General features: G+C 50.1%; 28 protein-coding genes and 1 pseudogene. 14 read left to right on the top strand and 15 right to left on the bottom strand.

All coding sequences use genetic code 11. The features are described 5' to 3' along the window. The 3 genes from cas3 to NB647_RS05980 all read right to left on the bottom strand — a co-directional run bounded on the left by cas3 (position 1) and on the right by NB647_RS05980 (position 5,436). Positions 1-2,478 carry a CRISPR-associated helicase Cas3' gene (gene cas3 / locus NB647_RS05990; RefSeq protein ID WP_269282398.1) on the bottom strand — a complete coding sequence of 826 codons (2,478 nt, stop codon included), beginning with the start codon at positions 2,476-2,478 and terminating at the stop codon, positions 1-3. 845 nt (positions 2,479-3,323) lie between these two features. Then, positions 3,324-3,968 (bottom strand): helix-turn-helix domain-containing protein, encoded by a 645-nt coding sequence (locus NB647_RS05985; protein ID WP_269282396.1) that lies wholly within the window; start codon positions 3,966-3,968, stop codon positions 3,324-3,326. 598 nt (positions 3,969-4,566) lie between these two features. Further along, a complete protein-coding gene (locus tag NB647_RS05980) occupies positions 4,567-5,436 on the bottom strand; it encodes a helix-turn-helix domain-containing protein (protein WP_269265726.1) in 870 nt (289 codons plus the stop codon). 14 nt (positions 5,437-5,450) lie between these two features. Here NB647_RS05980 and NB647_RS05975 point away from each other — a divergent pair, with 14 nt between their 5' ends. After that, the gene (locus NB647_RS05975; RefSeq protein WP_269282394.1) at positions 5,451-5,672 is read left to right on the top strand and encodes a hypothetical protein; all 222 of its coding nucleotides are present in this window, start codon (positions 5,451-5,453) and stop codon (positions 5,670-5,672) included. Between the two features lie 85 nt (positions 5,673-5,757). On the opposite strand, the gene NB647_RS05970 is transcribed toward NB647_RS05975, so the two are convergent. From NB647_RS05970 to NB647_RS05960, 3 genes are all read right to left on the bottom strand, one after another. Beyond that, positions 5,758-6,384 carry a bactofilin family protein gene (locus NB647_RS05970; RefSeq protein ID WP_269282393.1) on the bottom strand — a complete coding sequence of 209 codons (627 nt, stop codon included), beginning with the start codon at positions 6,382-6,384 and terminating at the stop codon, positions 5,758-5,760. 15 nt (positions 6,385-6,399) lie between these two features. Beyond that, complete coding sequence (locus NB647_RS05965) at positions 6,400-7,287, bottom strand: polysaccharide deacetylase family protein (protein WP_269282391.1); 888 nt, start codon at positions 7,285-7,287, stop codon at positions 6,400-6,402. A gap of 233 nt (positions 7,288-7,520) precedes the next feature. Further along, complete coding sequence (locus tag NB647_RS05960) at positions 7,521-7,739, bottom strand: DNA-binding protein (RefSeq protein ID WP_269282389.1); 219 nt, start codon at positions 7,737-7,739, stop codon at positions 7,521-7,523. A gap of 100 nt (positions 7,740-7,839) precedes the next feature. On the opposite strand from NB647_RS05960, the gene NB647_RS05955 reads away from it, so the two are divergent. After that, on the top strand, positions 7,840-8,250 hold the full coding sequence (locus tag NB647_RS05955) for a helix-turn-helix domain-containing protein (protein ID WP_269282387.1): 411 nt from the start codon (positions 7,840-7,842) through the stop codon (positions 8,248-8,250). 300 nt (positions 8,251-8,550) lie between these two features. Further along, on the top strand, positions 8,551-9,231 hold the full coding sequence (gene ribB / locus NB647_RS05950) for a 3,4-dihydroxy-2-butanone-4-phosphate synthase (protein WP_269282385.1): 681 nt from the start codon (positions 8,551-8,553) through the stop codon (positions 9,229-9,231). Positions 9,232-9,322: 91 nt separating this feature from the next. Here the strand turns inward: ribB and NB647_RS05945 are convergent, their stop codons facing one another. Further along, on the bottom strand, positions 9,323-9,919 hold the full coding sequence (locus NB647_RS05945; RefSeq protein ID WP_269265719.1) for a hypothetical protein: 597 nt from the start codon (positions 9,917-9,919) through the stop codon (positions 9,323-9,325). Between the two features lie 134 nt (positions 9,920-10,053). Here NB647_RS05945 and NB647_RS05940 point away from each other — a divergent pair, with 134 nt between their 5' ends. The 4 genes from NB647_RS05940 to NB647_RS05925 are packed head-to-tail and all read left to right on the top strand — an operon-like array spanning position 10,054 to position 11,815. Next, the gene (locus NB647_RS05940) at positions 10,054-10,533 is read left to right on the top strand and encodes a hypothetical protein (protein WP_269282384.1); all 480 of its coding nucleotides are present in this window, start codon (positions 10,054-10,056) and stop codon (positions 10,531-10,533) included. Positions 10,534-10,540: 7 nt separating this feature from the next. Further along, positions 10,541-10,696, top strand: a complete 156-nt coding sequence (locus NB647_RS05935; protein ID WP_332880329.1) for a hypothetical protein — start codon at positions 10,541-10,543, stop codon at positions 10,694-10,696. A gap of 37 nt (positions 10,697-10,733) precedes the next feature. After that, positions 10,734-11,210: a hypothetical protein gene (locus NB647_RS05930; RefSeq protein WP_269282380.1), complete on the top strand. Its 477-nt coding sequence runs from the start codon at positions 10,734-10,736 to the stop codon at positions 11,208-11,210. A gap of 26 nt (positions 11,211-11,236) precedes the next feature. Continuing rightward, entirely contained in the window at positions 11,237-11,815 is a 579-nt protein-coding gene (locus NB647_RS05925) for a tyrosine-type recombinase/integrase (RefSeq protein ID WP_269282378.1), read from the top strand. A gap of 52 nt (positions 11,816-11,867) precedes the next feature. Here the strand turns inward: NB647_RS05925 and NB647_RS05920 are convergent, their stop codons facing one another. Both NB647_RS05920 and NB647_RS05915 read right to left on the bottom strand, forming a co-directional pair. Beyond that, on the bottom strand, positions 11,868-12,356 hold the full coding sequence (locus tag NB647_RS05920; RefSeq protein WP_269282376.1) for a TM2 domain-containing protein: 489 nt from the start codon (positions 12,354-12,356) through the stop codon (positions 11,868-11,870). Between the two features lie 391 nt (positions 12,357-12,747). Then, positions 12,748-13,647 carry a hypothetical protein gene (locus tag NB647_RS05915; protein WP_269282374.1) on the bottom strand — a complete coding sequence of 300 codons (900 nt, stop codon included), beginning with the start codon at positions 13,645-13,647 and terminating at the stop codon, positions 12,748-12,750. Positions 13,648-14,899: 1,252 nt separating this feature from the next. Between NB647_RS05915 and NB647_RS05910 the strand changes: the two genes are divergently transcribed. From NB647_RS05910 to NB647_RS05890, 5 genes are all read left to right on the top strand, one after another. Further along, positions 14,900-15,088, top strand: a complete 189-nt coding sequence (locus tag NB647_RS05910; RefSeq protein ID WP_269282372.1) for a hypothetical protein — start codon at positions 14,900-14,902, stop codon at positions 15,086-15,088. A gap of 166 nt (positions 15,089-15,254) precedes the next feature. After that, positions 15,255-15,572, top strand: a complete 318-nt coding sequence (locus tag NB647_RS05905; protein WP_269282370.1) for a hypothetical protein — start codon at positions 15,255-15,257, stop codon at positions 15,570-15,572. 25 nt (positions 15,573-15,597) lie between these two features. Continuing rightward, positions 15,598-15,954, top strand: coding sequence for a helicase C-terminal domain-containing protein (locus NB647_RS05900; protein WP_269282368.1), 357 nt, complete (start codon positions 15,598-15,600; stop codon positions 15,952-15,954). A 353-nt stretch (positions 15,955-16,307) separates the two neighbouring features. Further along, a complete protein-coding gene (locus NB647_RS05895) occupies positions 16,308-16,514 on the top strand; it encodes a helix-turn-helix domain-containing protein (RefSeq protein ID WP_269282366.1) in 207 nt (68 codons plus the stop codon). 430 nt (positions 16,515-16,944) lie between these two features. Next, positions 16,945-17,490 (top strand): RNA-guided endonuclease InsQ/TnpB family protein, encoded by a 546-nt coding sequence (locus NB647_RS05890; protein WP_269284745.1) that lies wholly within the window; start codon positions 16,945-16,947, stop codon positions 17,488-17,490. 45 nt (positions 17,491-17,535) lie between these two features. Here the strand turns inward: NB647_RS05890 and NB647_RS05885 are convergent. The 3 genes and pseudogenes from NB647_RS05885 to NB647_RS05880 all read right to left on the bottom strand — a co-directional run bounded on the left by NB647_RS05885 (position 17,536) and on the right by NB647_RS05880 (position 19,080). Continuing rightward, a pseudogene (locus NB647_RS05885) lies at positions 17,536-18,414 on the bottom strand (type II toxin-antitoxin system HipA family toxin). Further along, entirely contained in the window at positions 18,345-18,755 is a 411-nt protein-coding gene (locus NB647_RS10640) for a HipA N-terminal domain-containing protein (protein WP_416143581.1), read from the bottom strand. Before NB647_RS10640 ends, NB647_RS05885 begins: the two are co-directional and overlap by 70 nt. Positions 18,756-18,786: 31 nt before the next feature. Next, a complete protein-coding gene (locus NB647_RS05880) occupies positions 18,787-19,080 on the bottom strand; it encodes a helix-turn-helix domain-containing protein (protein ID WP_269282364.1) in 294 nt (97 codons plus the stop codon). A gap of 263 nt (positions 19,081-19,343) precedes the next feature. Here NB647_RS05880 and NB647_RS05875 point away from each other — a divergent pair, with 263 nt between their 5' ends. Together NB647_RS05875 and NB647_RS05870 are read left to right on the top strand one after the other, a co-directional pair. Continuing rightward, positions 19,344-19,685, top strand: a complete 342-nt coding sequence (locus NB647_RS05875) for a type I restriction enzyme HsdR N-terminal domain-containing protein (protein ID WP_269282363.1) — start codon at positions 19,344-19,346, stop codon at positions 19,683-19,685. Then, on the top strand, positions 19,624-20,577 hold the full coding sequence (locus NB647_RS05870; protein WP_269282361.1) for a DEAD/DEAH box helicase family protein: 954 nt from the start codon (positions 19,624-19,626) through the stop codon (positions 20,575-20,577). Before NB647_RS05875 ends, NB647_RS05870 begins: the two co-directional genes overlap by 62 nt. A 91-nt stretch (positions 20,578-20,668) precedes the next feature. On the opposite strand, the gene ftsH is transcribed toward NB647_RS05870, so the two are convergent. From ftsH to dusA, 3 genes are all read right to left on the bottom strand, one after another. Continuing rightward, a complete protein-coding gene (gene ftsH, locus NB647_RS05865; protein ID WP_269282359.1) occupies positions 20,669-22,675 on the bottom strand; it encodes an ATP-dependent zinc metalloprotease FtsH in 2,007 nt (668 codons plus the stop codon). Positions 22,676-22,730: 55 nt separating this feature from the next. Further along, positions 22,731-23,135 (bottom strand): hypothetical protein, encoded by a 405-nt coding sequence (locus NB647_RS05860; RefSeq protein WP_269282357.1) that lies wholly within the window; start codon positions 23,133-23,135, stop codon positions 22,731-22,733. A 195-nt stretch (positions 23,136-23,330) separates the two neighbouring features. Continuing rightward, a complete protein-coding gene (dusA, locus tag NB647_RS05855) occupies positions 23,331-24,317 on the bottom strand; it encodes a tRNA dihydrouridine(20/20a) synthase DusA (protein WP_269282356.1) in 987 nt (328 codons plus the stop codon). Positions 24,318-24,319 lie beyond the last annotated feature (2 nt).

Raw genomic sequence — 24,319 nt, 5'->3', positions numbered from 1 at the left:
TCAATAATGCAGGAAATCCATTTTCCCGGTCGCTTCGGCTGTGACGCCCGTTTCGTCATCGTAATGCGATTCGAGCAGGTACAGGATGCCGGTTTCTTCCATGCGCCTGACGGCATTGCCCAGTTTTTGAAGGGCGTCCGGATAAAGATTGACGGAATAGCGCTGGGCTTTTTTCAACAATTGTCTTTTCAGGGATTGGGCGGCCATATCGCTGGAAGGCAACGAACACAGTTGCGCAATGATGTCCTTGCCTTCGCCGTACGGAACCAGAATGCCCTGTGTTTCGGCCTCGATAGCGGCAAACTGTTTTGCCGCTGTGGCAAAGGACTGGCGAAGCATACCTTTTGGGCTACCGCCAACGTTATTGTGATTGCTTCCCAAAAGGTTCAGTAAAGTGTCTTTTTTGCCCGATAAATCGCAGGGATAGGCCATTCTGCCCTGCCTCTGATAAAAATAGTAGGAAAAATAACGTTCGATGATGTCGGGATCGGAGAGGTCGCCCATTCCGTTCTGGATACGTTCCCGGTATTCATCCATCACTCTCAGAAAGACATTCCGTCCTTCACGGATATCGTCCAGCCGCCGGATGTTTTCAAGGCCATCGACGATTCGCACGATATGGACGGTACCGTAGTCGCTTTCCATGTTGCGGTTGCAGCGGCCGGCCGCCTGCAATATGGAATCGAGCCCCGCAGCCAGCCGGATTACGCTTTGGAAACTGATATCGACGCCACATTCGATCAATTGCGTGCTGACCAGCAAGACGGGTTCTTTTTTCGCAAGCAGCGAACGGACTTCTTCAAGAATGGCCGTCCGGTGGGCTGCGCACATTGACGTGCTGAGGTGAAACACGTTCTTCGTCTTTTTTTCGCTGCAATACCGATACAGCCCAACCGCCCAGCTTTTGGTATTGACGATCATCAGGCAATTGCCTTTTTCCCGCTGTTCCGACAGGGCAACATCGCCGACTTGCTCCAGGTTCATCGGAGACTTTGTATGATCCACAAAACGGACGCGCCGCAATTGCCGGAACAATTTTGCCAGATCGGGCATCAGTTCGGGATCGTCAGCCAGACGCAACTGTCCTTTTTCCGGATTCGGCACGTTTCCCAGCAAAGGTTGCGTTGCCGTGCACAAAACGGCACTACTGCCGCACTCTTCGACCAGAAAATTCAGGGCATGGCAAAACAAATGGACACAGCGGATCGGCAACGTCTGGATTTCATCGAAAACGAGGACGGCATTGGCCAGATTGTGCATGCGTCTTGCAGAAGCTGTCCCGGAGCCGAACAGGGTTTCCAGAAACTGCACCATGGTAGTGAAGACCACCGGCGTTTCCCAGTTGGACGATAAAAGTTTTCCCTGCCATGTTTCCCGCACGGGCTCGATATTCGAATGGTGTTCCAGTACGATGGTTCCGGGCTCTTCGTCCTTTTCCAGAATGTCGCGGACGACTTTGACGTTCTGTTCGATGATGGAGGTATAGGGAATGATGTAAACGATACGGTCCAGCTGGTGCTCCATGACGTGATTTATTGCGAAACGGAGACTTGAGAGCGTTTTCCCGCCACCGGTCGGAACGGTCAGGGTATAGATGCCGCGAGCCGAATGGGACCGGGCATAACAGGCGTCGGCGATATCGCGCCGGAGGCGGCCAATCGCGCTGTCCTTTGAAAAGGCGGACAGCGCCGTTTCGAGGCGGCCAGCCAGTTTGGGCCAGTCGGGATTGCCCAGCCGCTTGCGCAAGGCCGCGTATTGTTCGTCCTCGAAACAGGCGCTGTCGATACGGTCGGCGTCCAGAAGGCAGCTCAAAAAACAGCGCAACAGCAAGCCTTTTTTGAAAAAAACGGCGTTTTCCTCTGAAAAAGCTGCCGGATTTTGCGCAAAGGCAGAAAACTTCTTTTCCCTCCGCTCTATGCTCCGGCATTTCAGATACCATTCCATCAGGATTTTTTCTTTCGACAGGCTCTCCAGCATCTCTTTCACGGCTGGATCGGCTTTTGATTCGCATTCGGCCAGATGGATGTCTTTTTCTTTTTTGTTGAGTCTGTTGTCAAAACTGTTTGTGCCGTCCGGCAAAAGGCAATCGATCAATCCGCTATGGTGCGAACACACGCTCAAAAACATCATCTGGGCATAAAGAGGATAATCGTTATGTTTCAGCCGATTCCAGACATATCGGGCGCCCGCTGTGGAATGATCTATTTTTCCCTTGTGCGAAACGGGATCGATGTATTCGTCGCTGTCCGGATCGATAGCGCCATTTGCAGAAAAGATGTATTGCCGGAAAATTTCCGCATACTTTCCGAAATCGTGACTGCCGCCTGCCAGTTTCCCACTTTGCGAAAGGCCTATTTTCTGCGCAAATGTCCCGGCCAGTCCGGAGACAGACAGTAGATGTTCTTCCAGTGTCTGTTTTTTCCCGTCAGCCTTGCGAATGTGAGCCACTGCCTTGTTGCCCAACTGTTTTTCTCCCATAAAGTTTTATTCAGCCTATACCGGTTTCGGCGTTTCATCATTCCGGTTTTCCTGTGTGTTTAAAAACCAAAATGACAAACCGAACGAAAACAGACTCTGCTATTTGCAAACGAGTTTACCAGCCGATGCCGGATTGCGTGCCGCTTTTCCGACTAATGAAAATGGCGCCGTTGCTTATGAGTAAATGTTGAATTTCATTATTTCCCGAAAAGTGCACAAGTAATATAATTTTTGTTTTCGTAAGGAAATGCCTGTCTTTTTCTTTACCGGTTTCATAAACGTTTGCCCTATTTTTATGGCCGGTCACGGATGTTCTTTATTCATGAAAAGCATGACTTGAACATAGTACTCGTTCCCTTTTGTCTGTTTCGTCTCTTCCGGTTCACATTCACCTGTATTGGAGAACCCGGAGACGGACACAAGGAGTTGAACGAGGTTACCTTTCCTTCGGCAAGAATCCCTTCCCTGTTTTTGCTTTTTAAAAAACGGTTTTTCCGGTTCCCGAAATAATTTGAAAGTGAAACAGCGGTATGGCGCGCTCATATATCCGGCAAGCGCCTTTTTCCGGAATTTCCGGCGCCTTTTCTGCCTAACCGTGAATCCGGTTACACTGCTTTTCCCCTTCCTGTGAAGTTTTCAGGCAGGGAATTGTCTCTGCTGGATGTCGGCGGCTTTACCCGATACCCTGTGCAGGAAGGATAGCTCTTTACCTGAATCTCTGGAGGACAGCGTTAACTATTTCCTTAGCCTGCAAATGGTTTCAGATTGCGCAGAGCCTCTGGCGGGCGAAATTCCGGACGATTCGACGATAAGATACTTTCTTTTGTATCCTGCAAAAAAGGCTTTTATCTTTTTTTGGGTGCAGGCGCGTTTGTCCGAATGCCGTGCCCCCTTGTCGTGACGGTAAAAGGCAGCGGGTTACTCACGCTGTTTTTCATAAAATGGAAAAGGGACAGGAGAGCTAATTCGCAGACAATTCTCGCTTCGGCTTTAACGTTGATGCTTTCTTTTGCCTCTTCAAGGCGCTCGCCTTTTTTTAGAGAAGCGTTCTCGGCTCGAAGACGGCGTAACTCTGCCTGTAACTCTTTCTGGCTCATCTTTTCAAGAGGCTTGGCAGACATCGATTGTGTGTCCTTTGACAGGCTTGTTTTTCGTCTCCGTTGGTCTGCCAGGCCTTGAATGCCGCCTTCGTCATATCGCTTTTCCCATGCCTGAACAGTCGTTGGGGAGGGAATGTTGAAGAGGGCGGCTGTTTCACGTGCCGAAAGGGAATACCTTTTTTTGCATAGGATTACCAATACCTTGAATTCAATAGGATAACTTCCACGCCGGTGCCGCCACCTTTCCGGTCCGCGGCACTCATACATTCCGAATCTTTTGCACAGGCAGCTTGTATCTGCTCCAAAACGTTTGCCTGCCGTTTTCCTGCTCTCTTTACTCTGGATTTGTTTGATGAGTTCGGATATGCAGTCAATCTCGTATTTGTTCATAACAGTATGTCCCTCTTTCGCCAGTTTTCTGCCCGACTTTCAGGGTTCACTTCCGAAATGAAGGACTTCGTGAATGTATCGGGCAACAGAAGACATCAGGACATTGCAGAAACTGCGCTTCGCTTTGGTTTTCGGGCGAGTGAAGCGTAATCACCCTCGACTTTGAGATGGACACCGTAAGCATAAAAATCTCCTTGTCAGTTAATGACGATGCGGGATTTGTCCCGCATCGTTCGTTTCTATATACATATTTCAATCCACGCTCTTCAATCAAAAAAGCGACTTAAAAGGCTTTAGCGAATCGCTTGTAACCGGATTCAACAATAACATGTTATCTTCTTTATGTATATAGAAAAGGAAAAAATTTCAAAAAAGTCCTTCTCGGCATCTGTATGAGACGGATCATCCACCCCTTGCCCAAAGCTTTTGGTATATCTCATTCCGTTTTTCAAGGCGCAGAACCGGTCTTTCGCCAGCTGCCATGCGCCTTTCCTTTCCGGAATACCCGTTGAACAGGCGGAACAGGAGAGAGGCACTGTCGAAGTTCTCCTGCTGTTTGTCCAGCACTGTGGATTGGTCATTGCTTTTGAAGTTTTTTCTATTCCACCTTACTCCGGATATTTTTCCGGTATTCTCCCGGCGTCTGGCCAGTCAGCGACTTGAACTGGCGGTTGAAATGGGACAGGTTGGCAAATCCCGATTCCCAGGCGATGGCAGAGATGGCCTGTTGCGTGTCCCGCAGCAGGCGACAGGCATGGCTGATACGGATTTCGTTCAGTACGGCGAAAAGAGTTTTTCCGGTCCGCCGTCGGAAATGGCGGCACAGGGCGCTCGGGTTCATACCGATCTCGCGGGCAAGCCGTTCCAGTGTCAGAGTGTCGCGGAAATGTTCCGTCAGGTAATGCCCTATCTTGTCCAGGGTTGTCCGGTGTTCCCGGGAAACGCCATTTCCGACAGGCAAAGGCGCGATTACAGACGTTTCTCTTGCATGGCCAAGTCTGTCGAGGATGGAAAACAGCCACTGGATCCGGACGATGCCTTCGGCACGGTCGAGTTTTTTCACCCGTCGGCGGATGTCGCGTGTCAACGCCGTATCGCTGTAACGGATGCCACCGGCGCTTTTTTCCAGCAGGGCGGCAACGACGGCATACTCGGGAATGCCGGACATGTTTTCGGGAAAGAGATTCGCGGAAAAATACAGGATTTCACAGGTACTCCCTTTCCCGGTTTTCCGGCCGGTCATGGTATCGCACAGATGCAGATGGGGAATGTCGCGGCCGATCAGGGTCATGTCTCCTGCCCGGTAGTCCGCCACGGCCTGACCGATGTATTCCCTGCCGGTGCCTGAAGTCATGATGACGAGTTCGTATTCGTCGTGTCGATGCACCGGATACGACAGATGCGGGAAACGGGCGAGCGACAGAGACTGGCCGATATCGTGGATGATTTTCCGTTGGACGACTTTCATGGAAAGGATATTTCATGTTCCGGCAAGTCTTGATGATACACCAGACAGGGAAAATGGGCCGCTCCGACAGGTCTTTATCCGGCGCTGTCGTTATGCGCCGCACCGTGTGCGTTTTTTCGCGACCGGCCTGGAGAGGAGGATCGCCGAAGCTGCCGGTACAGTACGGCATCCTGCCCCATGAAATACGGGAACAGTCGGAAATTTCCAGCCTTTATGGAAACGACGGTTTCCATTGAAGGACGGAACGGACATTCCGGAATATCCTGTCCCGTCAGTATCGTGTCCTCAGTGAAAGGGTTTTTGCAGCTGCTTTTCCGGGCTTCATTCACTGATGATGGAACCCTTGATGACCGCACCTTCATCGATACTGATGCGGACGGTACGGATATTTCCCGTTACATGAGCCGATGAATGGAAACGGGCGATTCCCGATATTTCCATGTCGCAGTTGGTACTGCCGTTGGATATGATGTTTCTGGCGACGATCTTGCCTTCACTGAGGTTCGATGCACCGTCCAGTTCAATGGTACCTTCTGTCATGACGCTTCCTTTCACATCGGCTGCACTGAGGAATATGCTGGCGCCACACAGATTTCCGGTGATTTTTCCGAATACACTGATTTTCCCGCCTGCACTGACATCGCCGTTGATGATGCCATAGACTTCGATATCACCATCGATTTTGCAGTTTCCACTGATCTCGACATTTTCACCGATGACGGTCGTTCTGGACGACACCGCAGCTGCCTCGCTGGAAGTGTTTTTCCGGTCGTCGTCGCTTTCCCGTACCGTTTTTTCCGGCAGCGGCAGGCTACCAACAACGGATTCCGTCGTACCGGGCACGGTCTGAAGCAAAGGGATGTATTCCGGCTCGTTTTCCTTGCAGAGATTGAATTTCCCGATGAATTCATCCCATGCGATCCGTGCATTCGATTTTCTGTCTTCCATCCTGTTCCTCATTTGTTAGCTTCGGTAACCAAAAGTGACCGGCCAGACGTCGTTCGAGAGCCTGCCGAACGACAAACCCTGTGTCCGATAGTGTTCGATGATTCTCGGCAATGCCTTCAATGTCTCGGTTTTGCCGGCGCTGTCGTGCATCAGCACCACTGTCCGGCTGTTGTCCGGTTGCCGGGAAACGACGTTGGCGACAAGAGTTTCCGCCCTGGCAGACAAGCCGAGCGCATCGCCATTCGATATGTTCCAGTCGAAATAGACATATCCGCGACGTGTCATTTCGGCAATCAGCTCCTGATAGAGATGAGCGTTGTAAACGTTGATGCTGCCTCCCGGAAAACGGAATATGGTCGGCCTGACGCCGGTGATATCGGCCAGTTTTTTTTCGACAGCGGCGAAATCATCCAGCCAGTTATCGACTGAAGCGTAGATTTTCCGGTAATGATGGGTATCGCTGTGCATGCCGATACTGTGTCCTTCCCTCAGAATGCGTCTGGCGGTTTCCTGTCCGGCGGCGGATTCCAGACATCTGCCGACGACGAAGAATGTGGCTTTGATACGGTAATGTTTCAGGACATCCAGTATTTTTTCCGTCAATGGCGACGGCCCGTCGTCGAAAGTAAGATAAACCGTGTTGGCCGCAACCGTTCTTTTCGCCGGCAACCCTGCAAACAGGCCAGGATATTTTTTCTGATACGGGAAGGCATCCGTCGCCGTCCGTTCCATGGCAACCTGGAATTTCCGGTCCTTTTCAATCTGGACCGTACTGCGCGGTGCCGCAATACTGACCTGCCAGAACCAGATGACCGCCAGTACGGGAAGAAACAGGATAACGACAAAGACCGTTGTATACAGATGCCTGAAAAAACGGACGCTTCCCCAGTAGGTTTCGTTCATCGTGACAACCTGTGCAAATCAGAGTAGCGAGATTCGGTCAGGTCAGGACAAAAAACATGCGAAACGTATCCTGGTATACCTTCCAGCCCATCCCCGACAGTGACAGATCTGATTTTCAATATATTCATGACTTGACTTTTCCGGACGCGTTCTTCCGGCCAATGGTTTCCCGACCTGTTCCGGCAACAGACGGTTTCCGGTTTCTGCATAAAAAGGATGCCATGTTCCTGTCGCTATCTCCGGACAGTCGGACCGGATTCTTCTGGTACGGTTCCGGAGGCGGGCTTCATTCCCAGTTCGACAGCAACCTGGTGCGAGAGTCCGAAATTGCCCTTGATGGTTCCGCAAATAACTCTCGATACCAGATAATACGGATAACCTCTGGCATTGGCCCATTCCTTGAGGGTTATCCCCTGCTCTCTCAACTTGCGCTTTACTTCTTCGCCTGTCATAGTTAACTTTTCGTAATATTTCATTACTGGACGATGTTACGGACGAGTTTATTTTGAGTAATTATTTACTCATTGTCAAATCAAAATTGAGTAAATTTGTATGCAAATCGGTGAACGTCTGAAAGAAGAAAGAAAGCGGCTCAGACTATCGCAGGCACGTCTTTGCGAACTTATGGGCATTTCCCGCAAAACCCTGTTCAGTTATGAAACAGGAAAACGTTCGCCGACCGCTGTCTTTCTGGCTGCCCTGTACCATCATCAGTTCGATGTGGAATACATTCTGAACGGTTACCGCAAAAGCCCGGCGATTCCCGGGATTGGCGATATCCGGCGCGCAGCGGAGACAGCCTGGCAAATGGTCGCCTCCACAGGAATCACGATTTCGGCACAGCAGTTTTCGCAAATACTGGTCACATTGCTGGAAGATTTTGCCGACAAGACCGGTGAAACAGTCGCCAGCGAGCTTTCACGTTCGGAAAACGAAAAAAAAACCTCCGAAAATGAAGTGTAAATGCAGTACATTTCCGGAGGCTCAGGGAGCAGAGAGGAAACTGGTGAAAAGGAATATCCGGTGATACTAATTTCCGTTTTCATGAACCATTTCCACATTCATCATAACGGTATCCGGACAACGGAACCGGATTTTTTTCATTTTCTTACAATTCGATTTTTCGTCCCGGTCTGTCCGATCTCCTTGCAAAATCGTCGATGGCTCACGCAATGGCAAATCACGTATCAGACAAGGCAAATCACCAATCACCCGGTTCGGGTGCTTCACCCTATAGTAAAGGTTTTTCATGGAGGAGAAGAAATGACGGACAAACATGAAAACGAAACGGCAATGGGTTATGAACGCCGCATGGCCGAAGCGTTCGCCGCCCTTGCCAACGGAAAAGGGGTTTTGCTGGTCGATGACGAAAACCGGGAAAACGAAGGCGATCTGGTTTTTTGCGCCGCAAGGATGACGGTAAGCCAGATGGCATTGATGATCAGGGAATGCAGCGGTATCGTCTGCCTGTGCATGGAACAGGACGCGGCCGACCGTCTGGCGCTGGCGCCGATGGTCGCGGAAAACACCAGCCGGTACCAGACGGCGTTTACGGTTTCGATCGAGGCAGCCGACGGGGTGACGACCGGTGTTTCGGCCGCTGACCGGATGACGACTATCCGGGCCGCCATTTCTCCGTGGGCGATACCGGCCGATCTGAATCGGCCCGGGCATGTTTTTCCTCTTGTCGCACGGGAAAACGGTGTTTTCGCCCGGCAGGGTCATACGGAAGGGAGTGTCGATCTGGTCAAGCTGGCAAATCTTCCACCTTTTGCCGTGTTGTGCGAACTGACGAACGAGGATGGTACGATGGCAAGAATGCCCGAGATCGAGGTCTTTTCACGACGGCACGGTTTTCCCGTCGTATCCATCGCGGATATCGTTGCCTGGCGTTTTGCCCAGGAAAAACGCGAACGGCAGTCAATGCCCGTTCTGGCGGCCTGAATGAAACGCTCTCTTTTTTCATGCCATACGGTGCAAGGAGACGGCAGACAGCATGACAGCCTGTACCGGCTGGCGACAGACACCGGGTATTTCAGGCCTGCCCGCTTTTTTTGCCGGGCATGTCGAACCTGACTTTTTTCAGGCCTTCGGGCAACTGGAAACGAAAATATTCCTGAGCCCTGAACAGGACATTCCGGTATTCGATGACGCTGTTGCCTTCGGGACTGGCGACTCGTAACGGGACTGGCCGGCCGGGGCACTGCCATTCGATGAATTCGACCGGCTTGCCACAGGAATCGATGATGACACGGTATTTGTTGACGGCCCGGCCGTTCAGCATTTCCATGCCAAGCAGCTGGCGCCGGACTTTTCCGGGATCAATATGATCGCCGATGATGCCGGTGCTGGCGGCAATACCGAATTTCATGGCCACTTCGCTATAGGTCATGTTCCGGTTGACGAACCAGCAGATATTCGTGTCCTCGCGCATGATGACGGTTTCCTCATTGCCGTGGAGGTCTTTGACATCCATGCGGACCTTGTCGCCATCGTACCGGAACCGTCCCCAGTAACGCTCGTTATCGAAGGAAAATTCGATATCCGACTCGAAACTCATCGCCCACGAAAAGGCGGAAAACAGAAGAAGAGAAACGAAGGCCGCCAGTTTTTTGAGCAAATCGATCAGCACACCCTCTCCTTCCTGTTTTTCTGAATTGTCAACGGATTTTTTTCATTCTAGCATCGCCGATATAATTTTTTTGGCAAAATAACAACACCATACGTTCTTTTGACCCATACCGCACGCGTCAACTGAAAAAATGCATGCCGTTTTACACGTCTCGTCCGGCAGATGGTACGAAGCGAATTGATGCCGGTTTGACAGTGAAACGGAACAAAACGATATTGTTCTGGCTGTATGATATATCCGTTCCGACAGATCTGATGAATCCGTCTAACGATTTGCCGGTTCCGCAGGACAACGGCGCCGCCAGTCATTTGAAGGGAATGAAACTGCCGTCTCTGGTACTGGAATCGACCCGGGGAGGTGTTCTTGACTTGTCCGGCATTCAAAACTGGCCGGTGATTTACTGTTATCCCATGACCGGACGCCCTGCTGTACTGTTGCCCGAAGGATGGAATGCCATTCCCGGAGCACGGGGTTATAGTCACAAAGCTGTTCGTTCCGGGATCATTGCCGTGAACTGCAACAGCCGGGGGCGGCGTCAGTCCGAGCAACCAGACACGGGATTACCAAAAGGAAATGGCCGGACGGTTGCATCTGCATTTCGCCGTATCGAGTGACCATGAAATGAAGCTGGCGAATGCCCTGGATCTGCCCACTTTCAAGGTGGCGGGCATGACGTTGCTGAAAAGGCTGATGCTGATTTGCCAAAACGGCCTGATCAAGACGGTGCATTACCCGGTTTTCCCGACCGGTCAGGATCCTGTCTGGGTTATGGATTAACAGTTATAGGATGTAGTAGAAGCACCCGATTGACCGTATGGACAGATTGATCACACTGGATGACACTTCATGGAACGGCGGAACGTCCCTGTCGGAACGTTCGCCGGCTTCCGAACACGTCAGCACGAAAAATGCCGCCGAGGAATACCTGAAAACGCTCGGCTCCAAAATGTCGGTATCCACCATTTCTTCGAAGCTCAATCTTTTCGCCAGGCATTTCCATTACCGGGATTTGTCGTCATGTGACTGGCACATGATGCGTTACGAGCATGTGGTCAATTTCATCAACCATCTCAAACAGAAAAAGAAGGACTGTCATCGGCAGAAGAATGATGGTCTTCAGGCGCAATTGATCAATACCTGTCTTTGTGCGTTAAAAGGTGTCACGCAGACGGCGTGGAATCTCGGTCAAATGAGCGATCATGACCTTATGCGGATCAAGGCGATCAAGTCCTTGCAGGTTCTCCGACAGCCGGTCGGAGCCTGTCCCGACGTGAATCACGTGAATTACTGAATGCCTGTCAGGGGGCGACGGGGGATTTGCTTCGGGATTATGCGGTACTCGCTCTGCTTCTGGGCTGCGGGTTGTGCCGTGCCGAAGTCGCCAATATCGAATTGCAGAACGTTTCTCTGTACGAGAAGAAAATCCGGCTGATCGGCAAGGGAAACAAGGAACGGTTTGTGTTCATGCCCGGTGAAGTTTGTGATGCCGTGTATTCCTGGATGCAGGTGCGACAATCGGTGATTGACGAATGGAACCGGAAGAACCGGTACAAGCGTGGCAATGCCGGGGACGGCAGTACGGGTTTTCTGTTCGGGCGCTGGACACGTGGCGGTCGTTATCTGGTGGTCAGCAAGCCGATGAATCTCCGATCGATCTGGAAGATCGTGAATACATACAAGCGGGCGGCCATGGCAGGTGCGGAACACGCCGGCAGTCTGACGGATATTACGACACATGATTTGCACCGCACTTTCGCCACTCGCCTTCTCGATCGAGGTGTCGATTTGGTAGTGGTCAAGAATCTGATGGGACATGCCAATATCGCCACGACTTCCCTGTATGACCGGCGTGGCGAGGAAGCTATGCGCAAGGCGACGGAAAGAGTTGTACTTTGATCCGCGTTTTCTGATAACGGGTGATTTTCCTGGTGAAATCCGGGAAAACCGCTCATCCATAATACACAACAATGTTGCCTTGTGAATCACTCGGTTTGCACAAAGCGATAACGAACTCAATCAGTGCGATGAATCCGGGAATAAATGTCCAGCAAAATATCAAGTAAAGAATACCCGAACCTATTTTTCCGGCATAGAACTTGTGTATACCCAATCCTCCCAACAAAAAGGCAAGCACACAATAAATCACCTTATTGACAACCCGTCCACCCTGTCGCGATGCCAAATCCTGATAAGACGGACTTTCATTTTTATTCACAATATGAATATGAACTTTATCGCTGGTCGTATCGGTTTGTACTTTTGACGCCTCAATTTTTTGCACAATGGTTTTCGTATCATTTGAAAAAATGTTGACGACATCACCGATTGCAGGCTCAAACAGACAGTCTTCCCGTCTGACTTCCTGAAGTCCTCCGTTTTCGTCACCGATATAAATGACGTTTTCTCGTATATCTACGATTGTTTTCATACAATTCATCAGTATCAAATATAGTCCTGACAGTAGCAGGTGCGGTTTTTCCTGATGCGCTTTCCTGATATGTGCGCAGTGATTTTGAGGGCATTATTTTACGACTTGTCATACAGGCCGGCTAAGAATTTAATACCGATTTTCGTATATAAAGCCAAAATAGGTTTAATTCGTCCTACATTTTGATTTAATGATCAGAACTTTTCGCGCATCGCCAAACCGGTCGATGAAAAAGGCTCTGCCGTTATCTTTAAAAACAATCGTCCCCGTCATTCGTTATCGATCGGCATACCACAAGCTGGCTCCATTCGGGGTATATCCAGTATTTCACGACTGGCCGTCATCTCCGGGTAGAAGACACTCCCGAAAACCGGAAAACACACCGTCTGCGTCTTCCGGTTCACCACTCGACGTAACAGAGGCCGGCACTGCCGCCGCCACTGCTGCTCCAACCGCCAGCCCCTACGTTAACCTGAATCCCCTCGCCCGGAGTCACCTTCAAAATGGCGAAAACAGAGCTGCCGCTCCCTCCTGAATAATGGCTTCCTTCCTGTCCCTGTCCATCAGTTGTTGCAATCCAGGACGGTCCCCATATATAGGACGTCCGGACATTTCCGCCCGAACCTGCCCGGGTGACATAGCTGTTTTGCGAACAAATCCCTGCGGTCCCCCCAGTACCATTCGCTCCCCAGTGCCCGCCTTGTCCCCCATAGGCGGTTATATAATCACCGAATGTCGTGTTCCCTCCATTACCCGGATCTCCGTTGTTGAAGTTGCCCCCACCTCCGCCACCGATACACCACACTTTCAGGCTTGTCACGCCTTCCGGCACCACAAAAGTTCCGGATTGGTAAAAACTACGCATCCCGTGTTGTATTCCGCTTATTCTGTTTTCAACAAAATCTTTGATCCCTTCACTGGTTACCGGACGTGTACTTCCGACTGTCGGAGTCGTATCGGCAATGATGCCGTATCCTTCCAACGTATCCGATTTTTCCGGTTTGTTCACCAGATGGTTATAGTCTCCGGTGGTCGCTACCAGTGAAAGATCCTTTTTGTCTGCTTTTTCTTCCAGCGCCATTTCGACAGTCTGTCTGTCTGCCTTGGATGCAATTCCCTCTTTCAGCTGACCGATATCGATCCCCAGCGTTTGTCTGGCCGTTTCCTTGTCCGAACTCTCGTCACCGAAAAGTTCAAAGAGAAATTGCCGGATATTACCCATGGCAAGCCGGAATTCTCCGGTGGTCGTTTCCGGTTTTTTGGTTCCATCCAGTAAATTCTTGTCAGGCAGTTTTGTCATATCGTTTCTCCATAAAAAAAGACCTCGCTTCATATGAAAGAGGTCTTGATCCAAGTATCTGTTTTTTGGGCGCAACTTGGCACCACGAAGAGATCATACATCACAAGGAAACTTCGGTCAGCTTATGCCGAGATCACTTTTCCTGCTGTCCCAATCCAACAAACACCTTCTTCCTTTCCCCATCAGCTGCCCAGCTCCATCCTTCCAGCTTATTCACAAATCTTCTGCGATCAGTGGAAAACTTCCACCTGTCATCTTGTAATCACATGATATTTCATGGATTTATGACAGTGTCACGACAGGGTGATATATTCTTTTTCACTGGCTCACTATACCGATCTTCTTCACATTTTCTGTGGACAAGTCATAGCACAACATAATTTTATCTTTTAAATTCAGTACATTATGTGCGCTGATTATTTTTTGAACACTCTCGCCCACATTTAGCTTATCGTGTTTTTTCTGTCAAGCCGCTCCCTGTCGGGATTTTTCAATATTTTTTCCGTCCTTCTATTGACTTTTTCATTGTCCACAACAGACTGTGAATAACTTTGTGGAAAATGTCTTCCGGCCTTTTATATATGCGCGATTCAACAGATTGCCCGTTCTTTGAGCATTTTATTCAGTATGCTAAGGTAAACCCTTATTATTAGGGTTGTATGTTTCAATCCATGGAAGCGTCACATATTTTTATATGTGTAAGGATGTCATGAAAAGTTATTCGCCCAAAAAGTTATCAGGATGCTGATCGCTGACGGTTGGTACAAGGTCAATACAATAGGTAGTCATTGCCAATTCAAACCGGGTTGAAATTCCGATAACCTTGAGGAGGTTTTAAGAAAAAAACCGAACGTTATTTTTATCCGGCTATCTTCACGTATGAGGATGACAAGGAAATTTCCGTTCTCTTCCCTGATCTGGATGTTGCGACAAGTGGGGAAGATGAAACGGATGCGCTCCTGTCGGTCAAAGAACTACTCGGTCGTGCCTTATATGGACTGGAAGAAGATAAGGAACCGATTCCGGAACCGTCAGCCGTAAATGCGGTGCAAGTTGCTGGTAATCAAAGAGCGGTGCTCATCAACGTCTATATGCCGTCTATCCATCAGGCACAAATGAACCGATCGGTAAGCCGTACCGTCATGCTTCCGGCATGGCTGAATGCAGTTGCAGTGGAACACAATATTAACTTTTCTCAGGTTTTACAGGAAGCCTTGAAAGCGCGACTGCAATCAAATAATTGATTTTTACCATGAACTTGATCACCAATCATATTGGAGAGATTGTTTCTCTCATTGTTGGTCTTCTAGGCGGTGGTGCCATAGGATATAAAATTAGTGTTAAAAAGAATGTTTTTCAGATCCAGAAATCAGGCGATCATGCCAGCCAGATCCAGATAGGAAATATCAATCATCATGGAAATCCAAAAAGCAGGAAATAACTCAATACAAATACAGGCTGGAAATATCACGTTGGGTATAACCGAGGATTGTGCCAAAGAATATACATGGCTGTCTGAACGGGTCCAGAAAATCATTGACGACTGAATGGCACGCGATCTATCCACACAGTGAGCTTCGACCATCGCACTTTTTGGTACCGCACGAATGCTTTCCTCCAGCTTGCGGGAGAAGGCTGATGTATTGGCCCGCTTTGCGCAGGACAACCAGACTGACGCGAAGTGGGTTGACCGGAAAGACGGCTTTTATGTCATTCATGTTGCGCCATTCGATCCGGCTGAAATCGCCAGACGGATGCTTTGGAACAATTTCAAGGGGTATGTCCTGACATCCGCCACACTGGCATCGATCGACGATTTCAACAGCATAGCGGCTTGGCCTGCCGGACGAAACCATCACGAAGAAACTGACGTCACCGTTGGACTTCTCGCGCTTATCCATGTGTATCCCGAAACACAACCTTGATCCTAACAGTGAACAGCACGCCATCATGGTGGTCTATTACCTGAGATCGTTTGTATTCGAGAGCGATCTGCGGGCAACGCTGGTCTATTTAACGAATCGGCAGAAAATGGAAGATGTGTACGGAATGCTTACGGAGGCTGAACAGGAAGTCGTCACCATACAGAGAACGGGACAGTCGCCAGCTGCCATGATTGTGCAGCACAAGCAGCGGATCGATGCCGGAAAACGCAGCGTCCTGTTTGGGTTGAACAGTCTGTCCGAAGGAATCGACTTGCCGGGTCATTACTGTACCCAGATCGTCATCGACAAATTGCCCTTCCCGCTCCCGGACGATCCGATACTCGCCAGCCATGCTGAATATCTGGAGCAGATCAGGCATTGATATCCTTATCCGCCAGCAGGTGGAAGATTCCTGCCGAGCCGGAACGCAAGCGTTTCGGTCTCCTCGGTGGAACCTGCTTCAACGAGACTGCCCAGAGGAAAAGACTTGGTTTTCGCCGCAAATATCCACAGTGGAGAATTTTACGGTATCGAACCAACCTCATATTCTCCCAGGTCTCACGATCTCTCCACAGGCTGACACGGCATGCTCTGCCGCCTGAGAGACGTTTAACACAAGCTTCAACAGTAATGAGAATGTTTTTGGAAGATTGGATTGCAAAGCTGTCCAGAAGAGAAAAGACTTGCATGGTTTCAGGTTCATAGAATCAGAAGGAGAACGATATCAGGGATGCCATGCAAATCAGAAAAGCCTTCCGATACAAGCTGATGCCAAAAGGCGAACATATCCGCAAAATGAAACAGTTTTGCGGTTATGCCCGTTTCATATTCAATCGTGCATTGGCCTATCAGAAGGCGCAATATGAATCGGACAACACCGTCAAATTCAGTTACACCCGTTTGGCCAATCTGTTACCGGAATGGAAACATGAATTTGAGTGATTGAAGACTGCCATAGCCACATAATTCAGCAGAACCTGAAAGACCTGGAATCGGCGTACAGGAAAAAAGAGCAGACTTTCCCCGATTGAAAAAAGCAGGGGCAACATGATGCATTCCGCTACCCGCACGGAATCAGGCTGGAAGAGAACAGCAGTCGGATATACCTGCCGAAACTGGGCTGGATACACTACCGGAAAAGCCGGGACATTAACGGCAAGATCAAGAATGTCACTGTCAGCCAGCGAGTAGGTAAATGGTATGTTTCTATTCAGACAGAACAGGAAATAGCTGAACCACTGCCGACAGTGCAGGGAGCAGTCGGTATCAACATGGGCATCATCCGCTTTGCCACGCTGAGTGACGGGACATACTACGAACCGTTAAACAGTTTCAAACGACATGAAGATGCTCTACATAAGACACAGCGGGCATTAACCGGAAAACAAAATTCAGCAGCAACTGGAAGAAAGCAAAAGCCCGCGTCCAGCGTATCCATTCCCGTATTGGCAATGCCCGCCGCGATTTTCTGTACAAGACCACGATCAGCCAAAACCACGCGATGGTGTGTATTGAAGACTTGCAGGTCAAAAACATGTCGAAGTCGGCATCAGGAACAAGGAAATCACCGGGAAGAAACGTCAGAGCCAAGTCAGGACTGAACAAATCCATCCTGGATCAGGGATGGTACGAGTTCAGATGGCAACTGGAATACAAGCTGGCATGGCGTGGCGGGATACTGATTGCAGTACCGCCGAAAAACACGAACCGTACCTGCCCGTGCTGCGGACATGTTTCAGCGGACAATCGGAAGACGCAGGCGAGATTCGAGTGTGTGGAATATGGTTTCGAGGAAGACGCTGATATAGTCGGAACGATAAACATACTAAGGGCAGGACACGCCCGGCTAGCCTGTGAAGTGAGTGATGCAGTCAGGTCGCCAGCAGCAGGAACCTACAGAAGAGGTCTGAGTACTTGAGCTCTGACTTAGTAGGAATCTCCCGCCTGAAGATGGGAGTGGATGTCAAAAATTTAACCTAAAATCCGGGTGCAATTTTTTCCAGTGTGACTGCAAAATGATCTTATGCTTCGCTTCCATAGGCAGCTTATCAAGCAAATTCGGCCAGATATCACGCGCTTTTGCCATGACATCAAGCAGATGTACCCATATGGCAGGCCAGGGAGCACCAATACGTTGGGCCCATTTTTCAAAGTGCTCCATAGAGAATGTATACCAGTTTTTCTGACGTGCCAGATTCAGGGCAATTTCAGTCTCATCCGGGATATACGGATGCGTTGACACAATATCGTATGCAGGCGCCAGTTCCGGATAGATCCGGTCTGGATAGACGACACTCCAGTTTTTAATGTGGGCATCACCATTGGCCAGCAGGATATTCACAAGAAGTCACCGTGCCATCTGTTGCAAGTCAGCAAGTCTGTTCTGGCAGAATTGGTATATCATCCGGCCGATCTGTTCGTAGTTGGCAGAACCGTATTTGTTGTGTGGGTACAGCGCAAATATTTGAGCAAAGTCCTCGCTATGCAGCCTTTTATTTTGCTGACGGTCGAAGCGCCGGATAGCGGAGGCATATTTCTCATCTGGCAGACGAATATCTTGCAGATTGTCGATCGAACTTAGCGGAACCAATCGGATTTCCGGTATATCTACCCCTGCTGCCTCAGCCAGCCGCATGGATGTGTATTCATTTTTCGGGACATGAGAATGTACTGTCGATGGCGTTTTGATAATCCAGTAATCATTGCCGTCAGAAGAGCCAATCCGGTAACGACCATCCTGATGGATTCCGGAAAATTTCATCTGAACGCCAGCTAGTGAGAAATGTAGCTTGTACCTGCTAGTCTCGAGAGTGACTGGTTCCGTACGGCTGTTTTCTGGCAAAGCCCAATCTGGAATATTTTGTGCAGCCAGAGGAAGGGCAGAAATCGCACCAGGCAAGTCCCCCCTGTGCAGGCCAACAGAGCAAATTCATCATCTATATGAATTTTCAGCTGTTTCGCCATCCATTCCCGCAAGCTCCCTTCCGGTAACAGGTTTGACAGTACCGGATCAAGCCTGAGTTGATAACTTCTGACCTGCTCAAAATAATTTTTACCTGCCAGCTGTGCTAATGTTTCCTGGCGATTGGATGGAATGGTGATATAGTCTGGACTGAAAACCAGATGATTTCGGCTACCGGCATAATGGGTCTGTACAGCGACTTGCTTGTCATATAGTCGTATATCAAGCGCCTCGATGATCTGTTACGGCATTTCAATCCTCCAGATCTTTCATGGTATCGAGCAGGGTAGATGCATTCATCGTTTCCCCGGGATGGAGTATCTGATCGATCTCATCCATTTTTTCATTGGGAACCAGTACCATGGAAGCATCCAAACCTTCCAGAATACGAAATAGCGTTGAGAGACGCATGTCTTTACCGGACTCAATGCTCTGATATTGTTGCTGCGACATGCCTATCCGAAAAAGCATGTCCTTTTGGCGCAAATTCCGCGCAAGACGAATTTTGCGTAATTGTTGCCCGAGAAGTACAGAATCTTGTTTCATTCCTAGGTTTACAACTTATTGATTGTATTCACACTATTATACAACTAATAAATTGTATAAGTCTTTAGTTTGAGAAAATCCTACTGAAGCTGTCAGCGAGAAAACAGATCTATCTCATGTACCTGTTTGGGTTTGCAGACGAGATTGCCTACCACTTGAGCGTGATGGTACTGTACCTTCACCTCAATGAGAGCCGCTAGCTATTTTCTGGCGTCAGGCCGAAGCAAGAGTCTAATACACCAGATATTCCAAGGTAAAATCGAGTGCCAGGGAAGGCTTTGCTCTCTTTGGGACTCCTACCTGTTCATGCGTTGGCTACCCAATTGGAACCAAATGTTAAGATGTCCAATGCCGATCTGACTGACTTAGGTGAAAATTTTGATAAGGTAAAGAATGGCTATGTGGATTTTCTGCCGCTCGATGATAAAGGCTGGCCTTTTATCGTGTTGGAAGCAAAATCAGAAAATAAAGCTCCTCTGGTTGGTAAGGAGCAGGCCAGAGAATATGCCATATCATTTTATCTAAAGTATGTGATTCTCTCCAATGGGAATCAGCATTACTTCTGGAATATTTACAAAGGAACAGTTTATTACGGCTTTCCCTAGCTATGAAAGCATTCGAGAAAGCAAAGCCATGAATGCTGACCCGGCAAAATTATATTCAGAGGAAATCGGTGCGGATTATATTGCCGTAATCAAGAATCCTCGATATATGGAAGCGCCAGAGTACATAAATCCAGAAACCCTCCAGCAGTTCTTATATGATAACGGGTTACGATTTTTACGCCAGTATCAAATCAATGCGCTGAAAGCTTTGCAGGAATCAGTGCGATGTGGGAATCAACGGTTTCTATTTGAAATGGCAACCGGCACAGGCAAAACACTTACTTCTGCCGTAATTCGTCTTTTCTTGCGCAGCGGAAATGCTAATCGGGTACTTTTTCTGGTGGATAGAATTGAGCTTGAAAATCAGGCTAAGAAAAACTTCCAGAACTATCTGGTACCTGATTATCACACAGTTATCCTTAAGGAGAATGTAGATGATTGGCGGAAAGCAGAGGTTGTGGTTTCCACCGTACAGACGCTCATGTTCAACAATAAGTATAAGCGATTTTTTAGGCCGACCGATTTTTCACTTATTATTGCTGATGAGAGCCATCGTTCTATCAACGGAAACGGCCGTGCTGTATTCGAATATTTTCTCGGTTATAAGTTGGGCTTGACTGCTACCCCTAAAAACTATATCAAAAATATTGACGTGGAGAAGCTGAAAGCAACTGATCCACGGGCATGGGAAAAACGGCAATTGCTGGACAGCTATAAAACCTTTGGCTGTGAAAGCGGTGATCCAACATACCGTTATTCACTGCCAGACGGCGTTCGAGACGGCTATTTGATCAATCCTACAGTAGTTGACGCCAGAACGGACATTACAACAAAATTATTGGCAGATGAAGGCTATGCTGTGATTTCGCAAAGGGATGAAGTAGACATATAATACCTGAAAAAAGCTAGGGTGTGGGGCCCGAAGGGATAACAGGCGTTGTCCGCAAAACGGTTATCCGGACAACGCGACATCATGCCATCAGTCAAAGGTGATCGTTCTCTCCCGTGGCTGGCTGTTTTTTTTCCGTCGGTTTTTCCCTTTTTTCTCCGGATTTCCCGCTCGGGGTGGCTTCATCTTCGTCACCGGTTTGTCCGCCACCTTGTCCGGACTGGCCGGTTTCCGCCTTTCCGGTATCGGGATCGTATGGCAACAAACGCCAGCTGCGTCCCTGCGAGATGGCCAGCACCTCCTCTTCCGTCAGGGTTTCCTGTTCAAGCAACGCCAATGCTCCGGTTTTCAGGGCTTCGGCACGGTCTTTCAGGATAGCTGTGGCCCTATCGAAAGCCTGTTGCAGGAGCCGGCGGACTTCATTATCGATATCGCGCGCGGTCTCGTCGGAATAATTCCGGTTCTCCTGCTGGATTTCGCCGGTCTGTGCCAGAAAGACGTTCCGGGTCGATTCATAGGCGATCTGGCCGAGTTTTTCGCTCATACCGTATCGCGTAACCATGCTGCGTGCGATTTCGGTGGCCTTGACCAGATCGTCGGACGCTCCGGTTGTCACTTCGGTGAAATGCAGCGACTCGGCTGCACGACCTCCAAGAAGAACGGCCATTTTGTTTTCCAGCTCCTGTTTCGTCATCAGGTAACGGTCTTCCGTAGGCCGGTTGATCGTATAGCCGAGTGAACCGATACCACGGGGAATGATGGATACCTTGTGGACGGTTTCCGAACCCGGCAAGGCGAGCGAAACAAGAGCATGTCCCATTTCATGCCATGCTACAATTTCGCGCTCCTTCGGATTGATCAGGCGGTTTTTCTTTTCCAGTCCGGCGATCATGCGCTCGATGGCACCGGTGAAATCTTCCAGCATGACGGCGTCGTGTTTGCGGCGTGTGGCAAGTATCGCGGCTTCATTGACGAGATTGGCGAGATCGGCGCCGGAAAAACCGGGTGTTAAGGCGGCGATCTGGTCGACATTGATATCGTCACCCAGTTTGATTTTTTTCAGATGGACCCGCAATATCTGGATACGCCCGGTCTTGTCGGGCCGGTCCACAAGTATCTGCCTGTCGAAACGGCCGGCACGCAGCAACGCCGGATCGAGGATTTCGGGCCGGTTGGTCGCGCCGAGCAGAACCAGTCCCGACCGGGAATCGAAGCCGTCGAGTTCGGCCAGCAGCTGGTTGAGCGTCTGTTCCTTTTCATCGTGTCCTCCGATACCATAGGCTCCGCGCGCTTTGCCCAGTGCGTCGATTTCATCGATGAAGATGATGGCCGGCGCCTGCTTGCGTGCCTGTTCGAACAGATCGCGCACCCGTGCGGCACCGACACCGACGAACATTTCCACGAATTCGGAACCGTTGATGGAAAAAAACGGTACGCCCGCTTCCCCGGCCACGGCCTTGGCCAGCAGGGTTTTCCCGGTACCCGGCGGCCCGACGAGCAGGATACCGTGCGGAATACGGCCGCCCAGCCGCCCGTATTTCGCCGGATCCTTCAAAAAGCCGACGACTTCCTGCAACTCCTCCTTGGCTTCGTCCACACCGGCGACATCGTCAAAGGTGACCTTGATGTCTTTTTCCACGTAGACTTTGGCGCGGTTTTTGCCGATGGACAGAAAACCGCCGCTTCCGTCGCCCATGCCGGACTGTTTCGCCATGCGTCGCATCAGAAACATCCAGATGCCGAAAAAGACAGCCGTCGGGATGATCCAGCCCAGTATGTCGGAGAGAAACGTATTCTGGACAATGCCGGTGAATTCCACATCGTGCGATGCCAGCTGTTCGGCCAGCGTATTGTCCACCCGGGTCGTCGTGAAGTCGGTTTTGCCGTTGACCGGCTCTTTCAGGACACCCCTGATTTCATTGCCGGCGATATCGACCTGTCTGACGTTTCCGGCATCGAGCTGTTGAAGAAACGCACTGTACGGCAGGGGTTCGCTTGCCCTGTAATCCGCCCAGAAACCACGTGCCAGCAATATGCCGATCACGGCAAAAGCGATGTACCAGAGCAGCCACTGGTTCCGTCCGGAGTTGTCGTCATTCATGTTTTCCCTCCTGTCTGGTTTGCCGGATGAAAAGGAAAGCGGCCAAGGCTTCCTGTTACTGAATATCCAGCATAAAGTCGAACGGATCGACGGATTTGACACGGCACAACGAACCCGGTGAAAGCACCGGAACACTGTCAGGACCCTGCCCCTTCCGGGTTCTGCCATGTACCATATTAGCAGACTCCGCCGTGTCCTGTCCGGCGGGATGCCAGTCGTTGCCCGACTGTTTTACGGAAAACGGTTTGCCGTTACCGGCCTTTCGCTTGAAGAGACTGACGCGATATTCCGCTTCCCCGAAGAGGAAGCTGTCCGGAAAACACGAAACGGGTGAATGGATAGCGGACAGGTTGCATGCGATGACATTTTCCGGTCGGTTTTCCTGTGGATGCTGCCAGACAGAACAGACGGGGCGCTCTGTCCCGTTTCGAGGAAAAAAGGACAAACGGCCGGATCTCATGGAAGACTGCAACGGAAAATGCCCCTCTCCGTCTTTTGTCCTGAAACGGACCGTTCCAGAATCCGGGGACAGGATTTTTCAGGCTCCAACCGGAAATATCCCGACATGTTTTCCGTTTTTTTCATCCTGTCGAAATCCATGCCGGGATTCCGTCGATTCTGTGGATTCATTTTTCCGGTCCGGCAGCGCTTTTTTTCAGAACCGGACAGCCGACAGCGCTTCCAGCAGAACAATGGCGGGACTGTCTGACGCCAGTCTGGCCGGATCGGAGAGGATTTGCCTGAACCGCCTCGCACCGGGAAGGCCGGTCATCATGCCCAGCATGTGGCGTGTGATACCGTGCATTTTCAGGCCTTTTTCCCCGTAAAGGGAAAGCTGTCTTTCGATATAGGGAATCATGGCGTTCACCACATCGGCCGGTGTTCTGGCCGGAGAATCGTCTCCGTAGAAGCGGTTGTCGAATTCCACCATCCGCCAGGGATAATGATAGGCCGCCCGGCCGATCATGACACCATCGACATACTTCAAATGTTCTTCGACCTGATCCACCGTTTCCACCCCTCCGTTGATCAGGATTTCCAGATCGGGAAAGTCTTTTTTCAGCCGGTAGACGACATCGTAACGCAAGGGAGGGATTTCACGGTTTTCTTTCGGCGACAAGCCTTTCAGCATGGCGTTTCTGGCGTGGACAATGAAGGTTTGGCATCCTGCCCCGGCGATTTCTCCGATAAAATCGCGAACAAAACTGTAAGTTGTAATATCGTCGATGCCGATACGGTGCTTCACCGTCACATCGATGGATACGGCATCTTTCATGGCTTTGACACAATTCGCGACGAGTGTGGACTCCTTCATCAGGCAGGCACCGAAAGCGCCTTTCTGCACCCGTTCGGACGGACAGCCGCAATTCAGGTTGATCTCGTCGTATCCCCATTTCTCCCCCAGTCTGGCGCACTGCGCCAGATCGGCCGGTTCGCTTCCGCCCAGTTGCAGTGCGACAGGATGTTCTTCCCCGCTGAAGTCCAGATGCCGGGCGACATCGCCGTACAGCAGCGCACCGGTCGTGACCATTTCCGTATAGAGCCAGGTATGGCGGCTGATCAGGCGATGGAAATAACGGCAATGCCGGTCTGTCCAGTCGAGCATTGGAGCGACTGAGGTTAACCTTTTTTTGTCTTTCATGG

The sequence above is a fragment of the Oxalobacter aliiformigenes genome, assembly GCF_027116575.1.
Taxonomy (GTDB): Bacteria; Pseudomonadota; Gammaproteobacteria; order Burkholderiales; family Burkholderiaceae_D; genus Oxalobacter; species Oxalobacter aliiformigenes.
The sequence above is the reverse complement of the archived record's forward strand: the minus strand, read 5'-3'. Positions and strand labels throughout refer to the sequence as shown.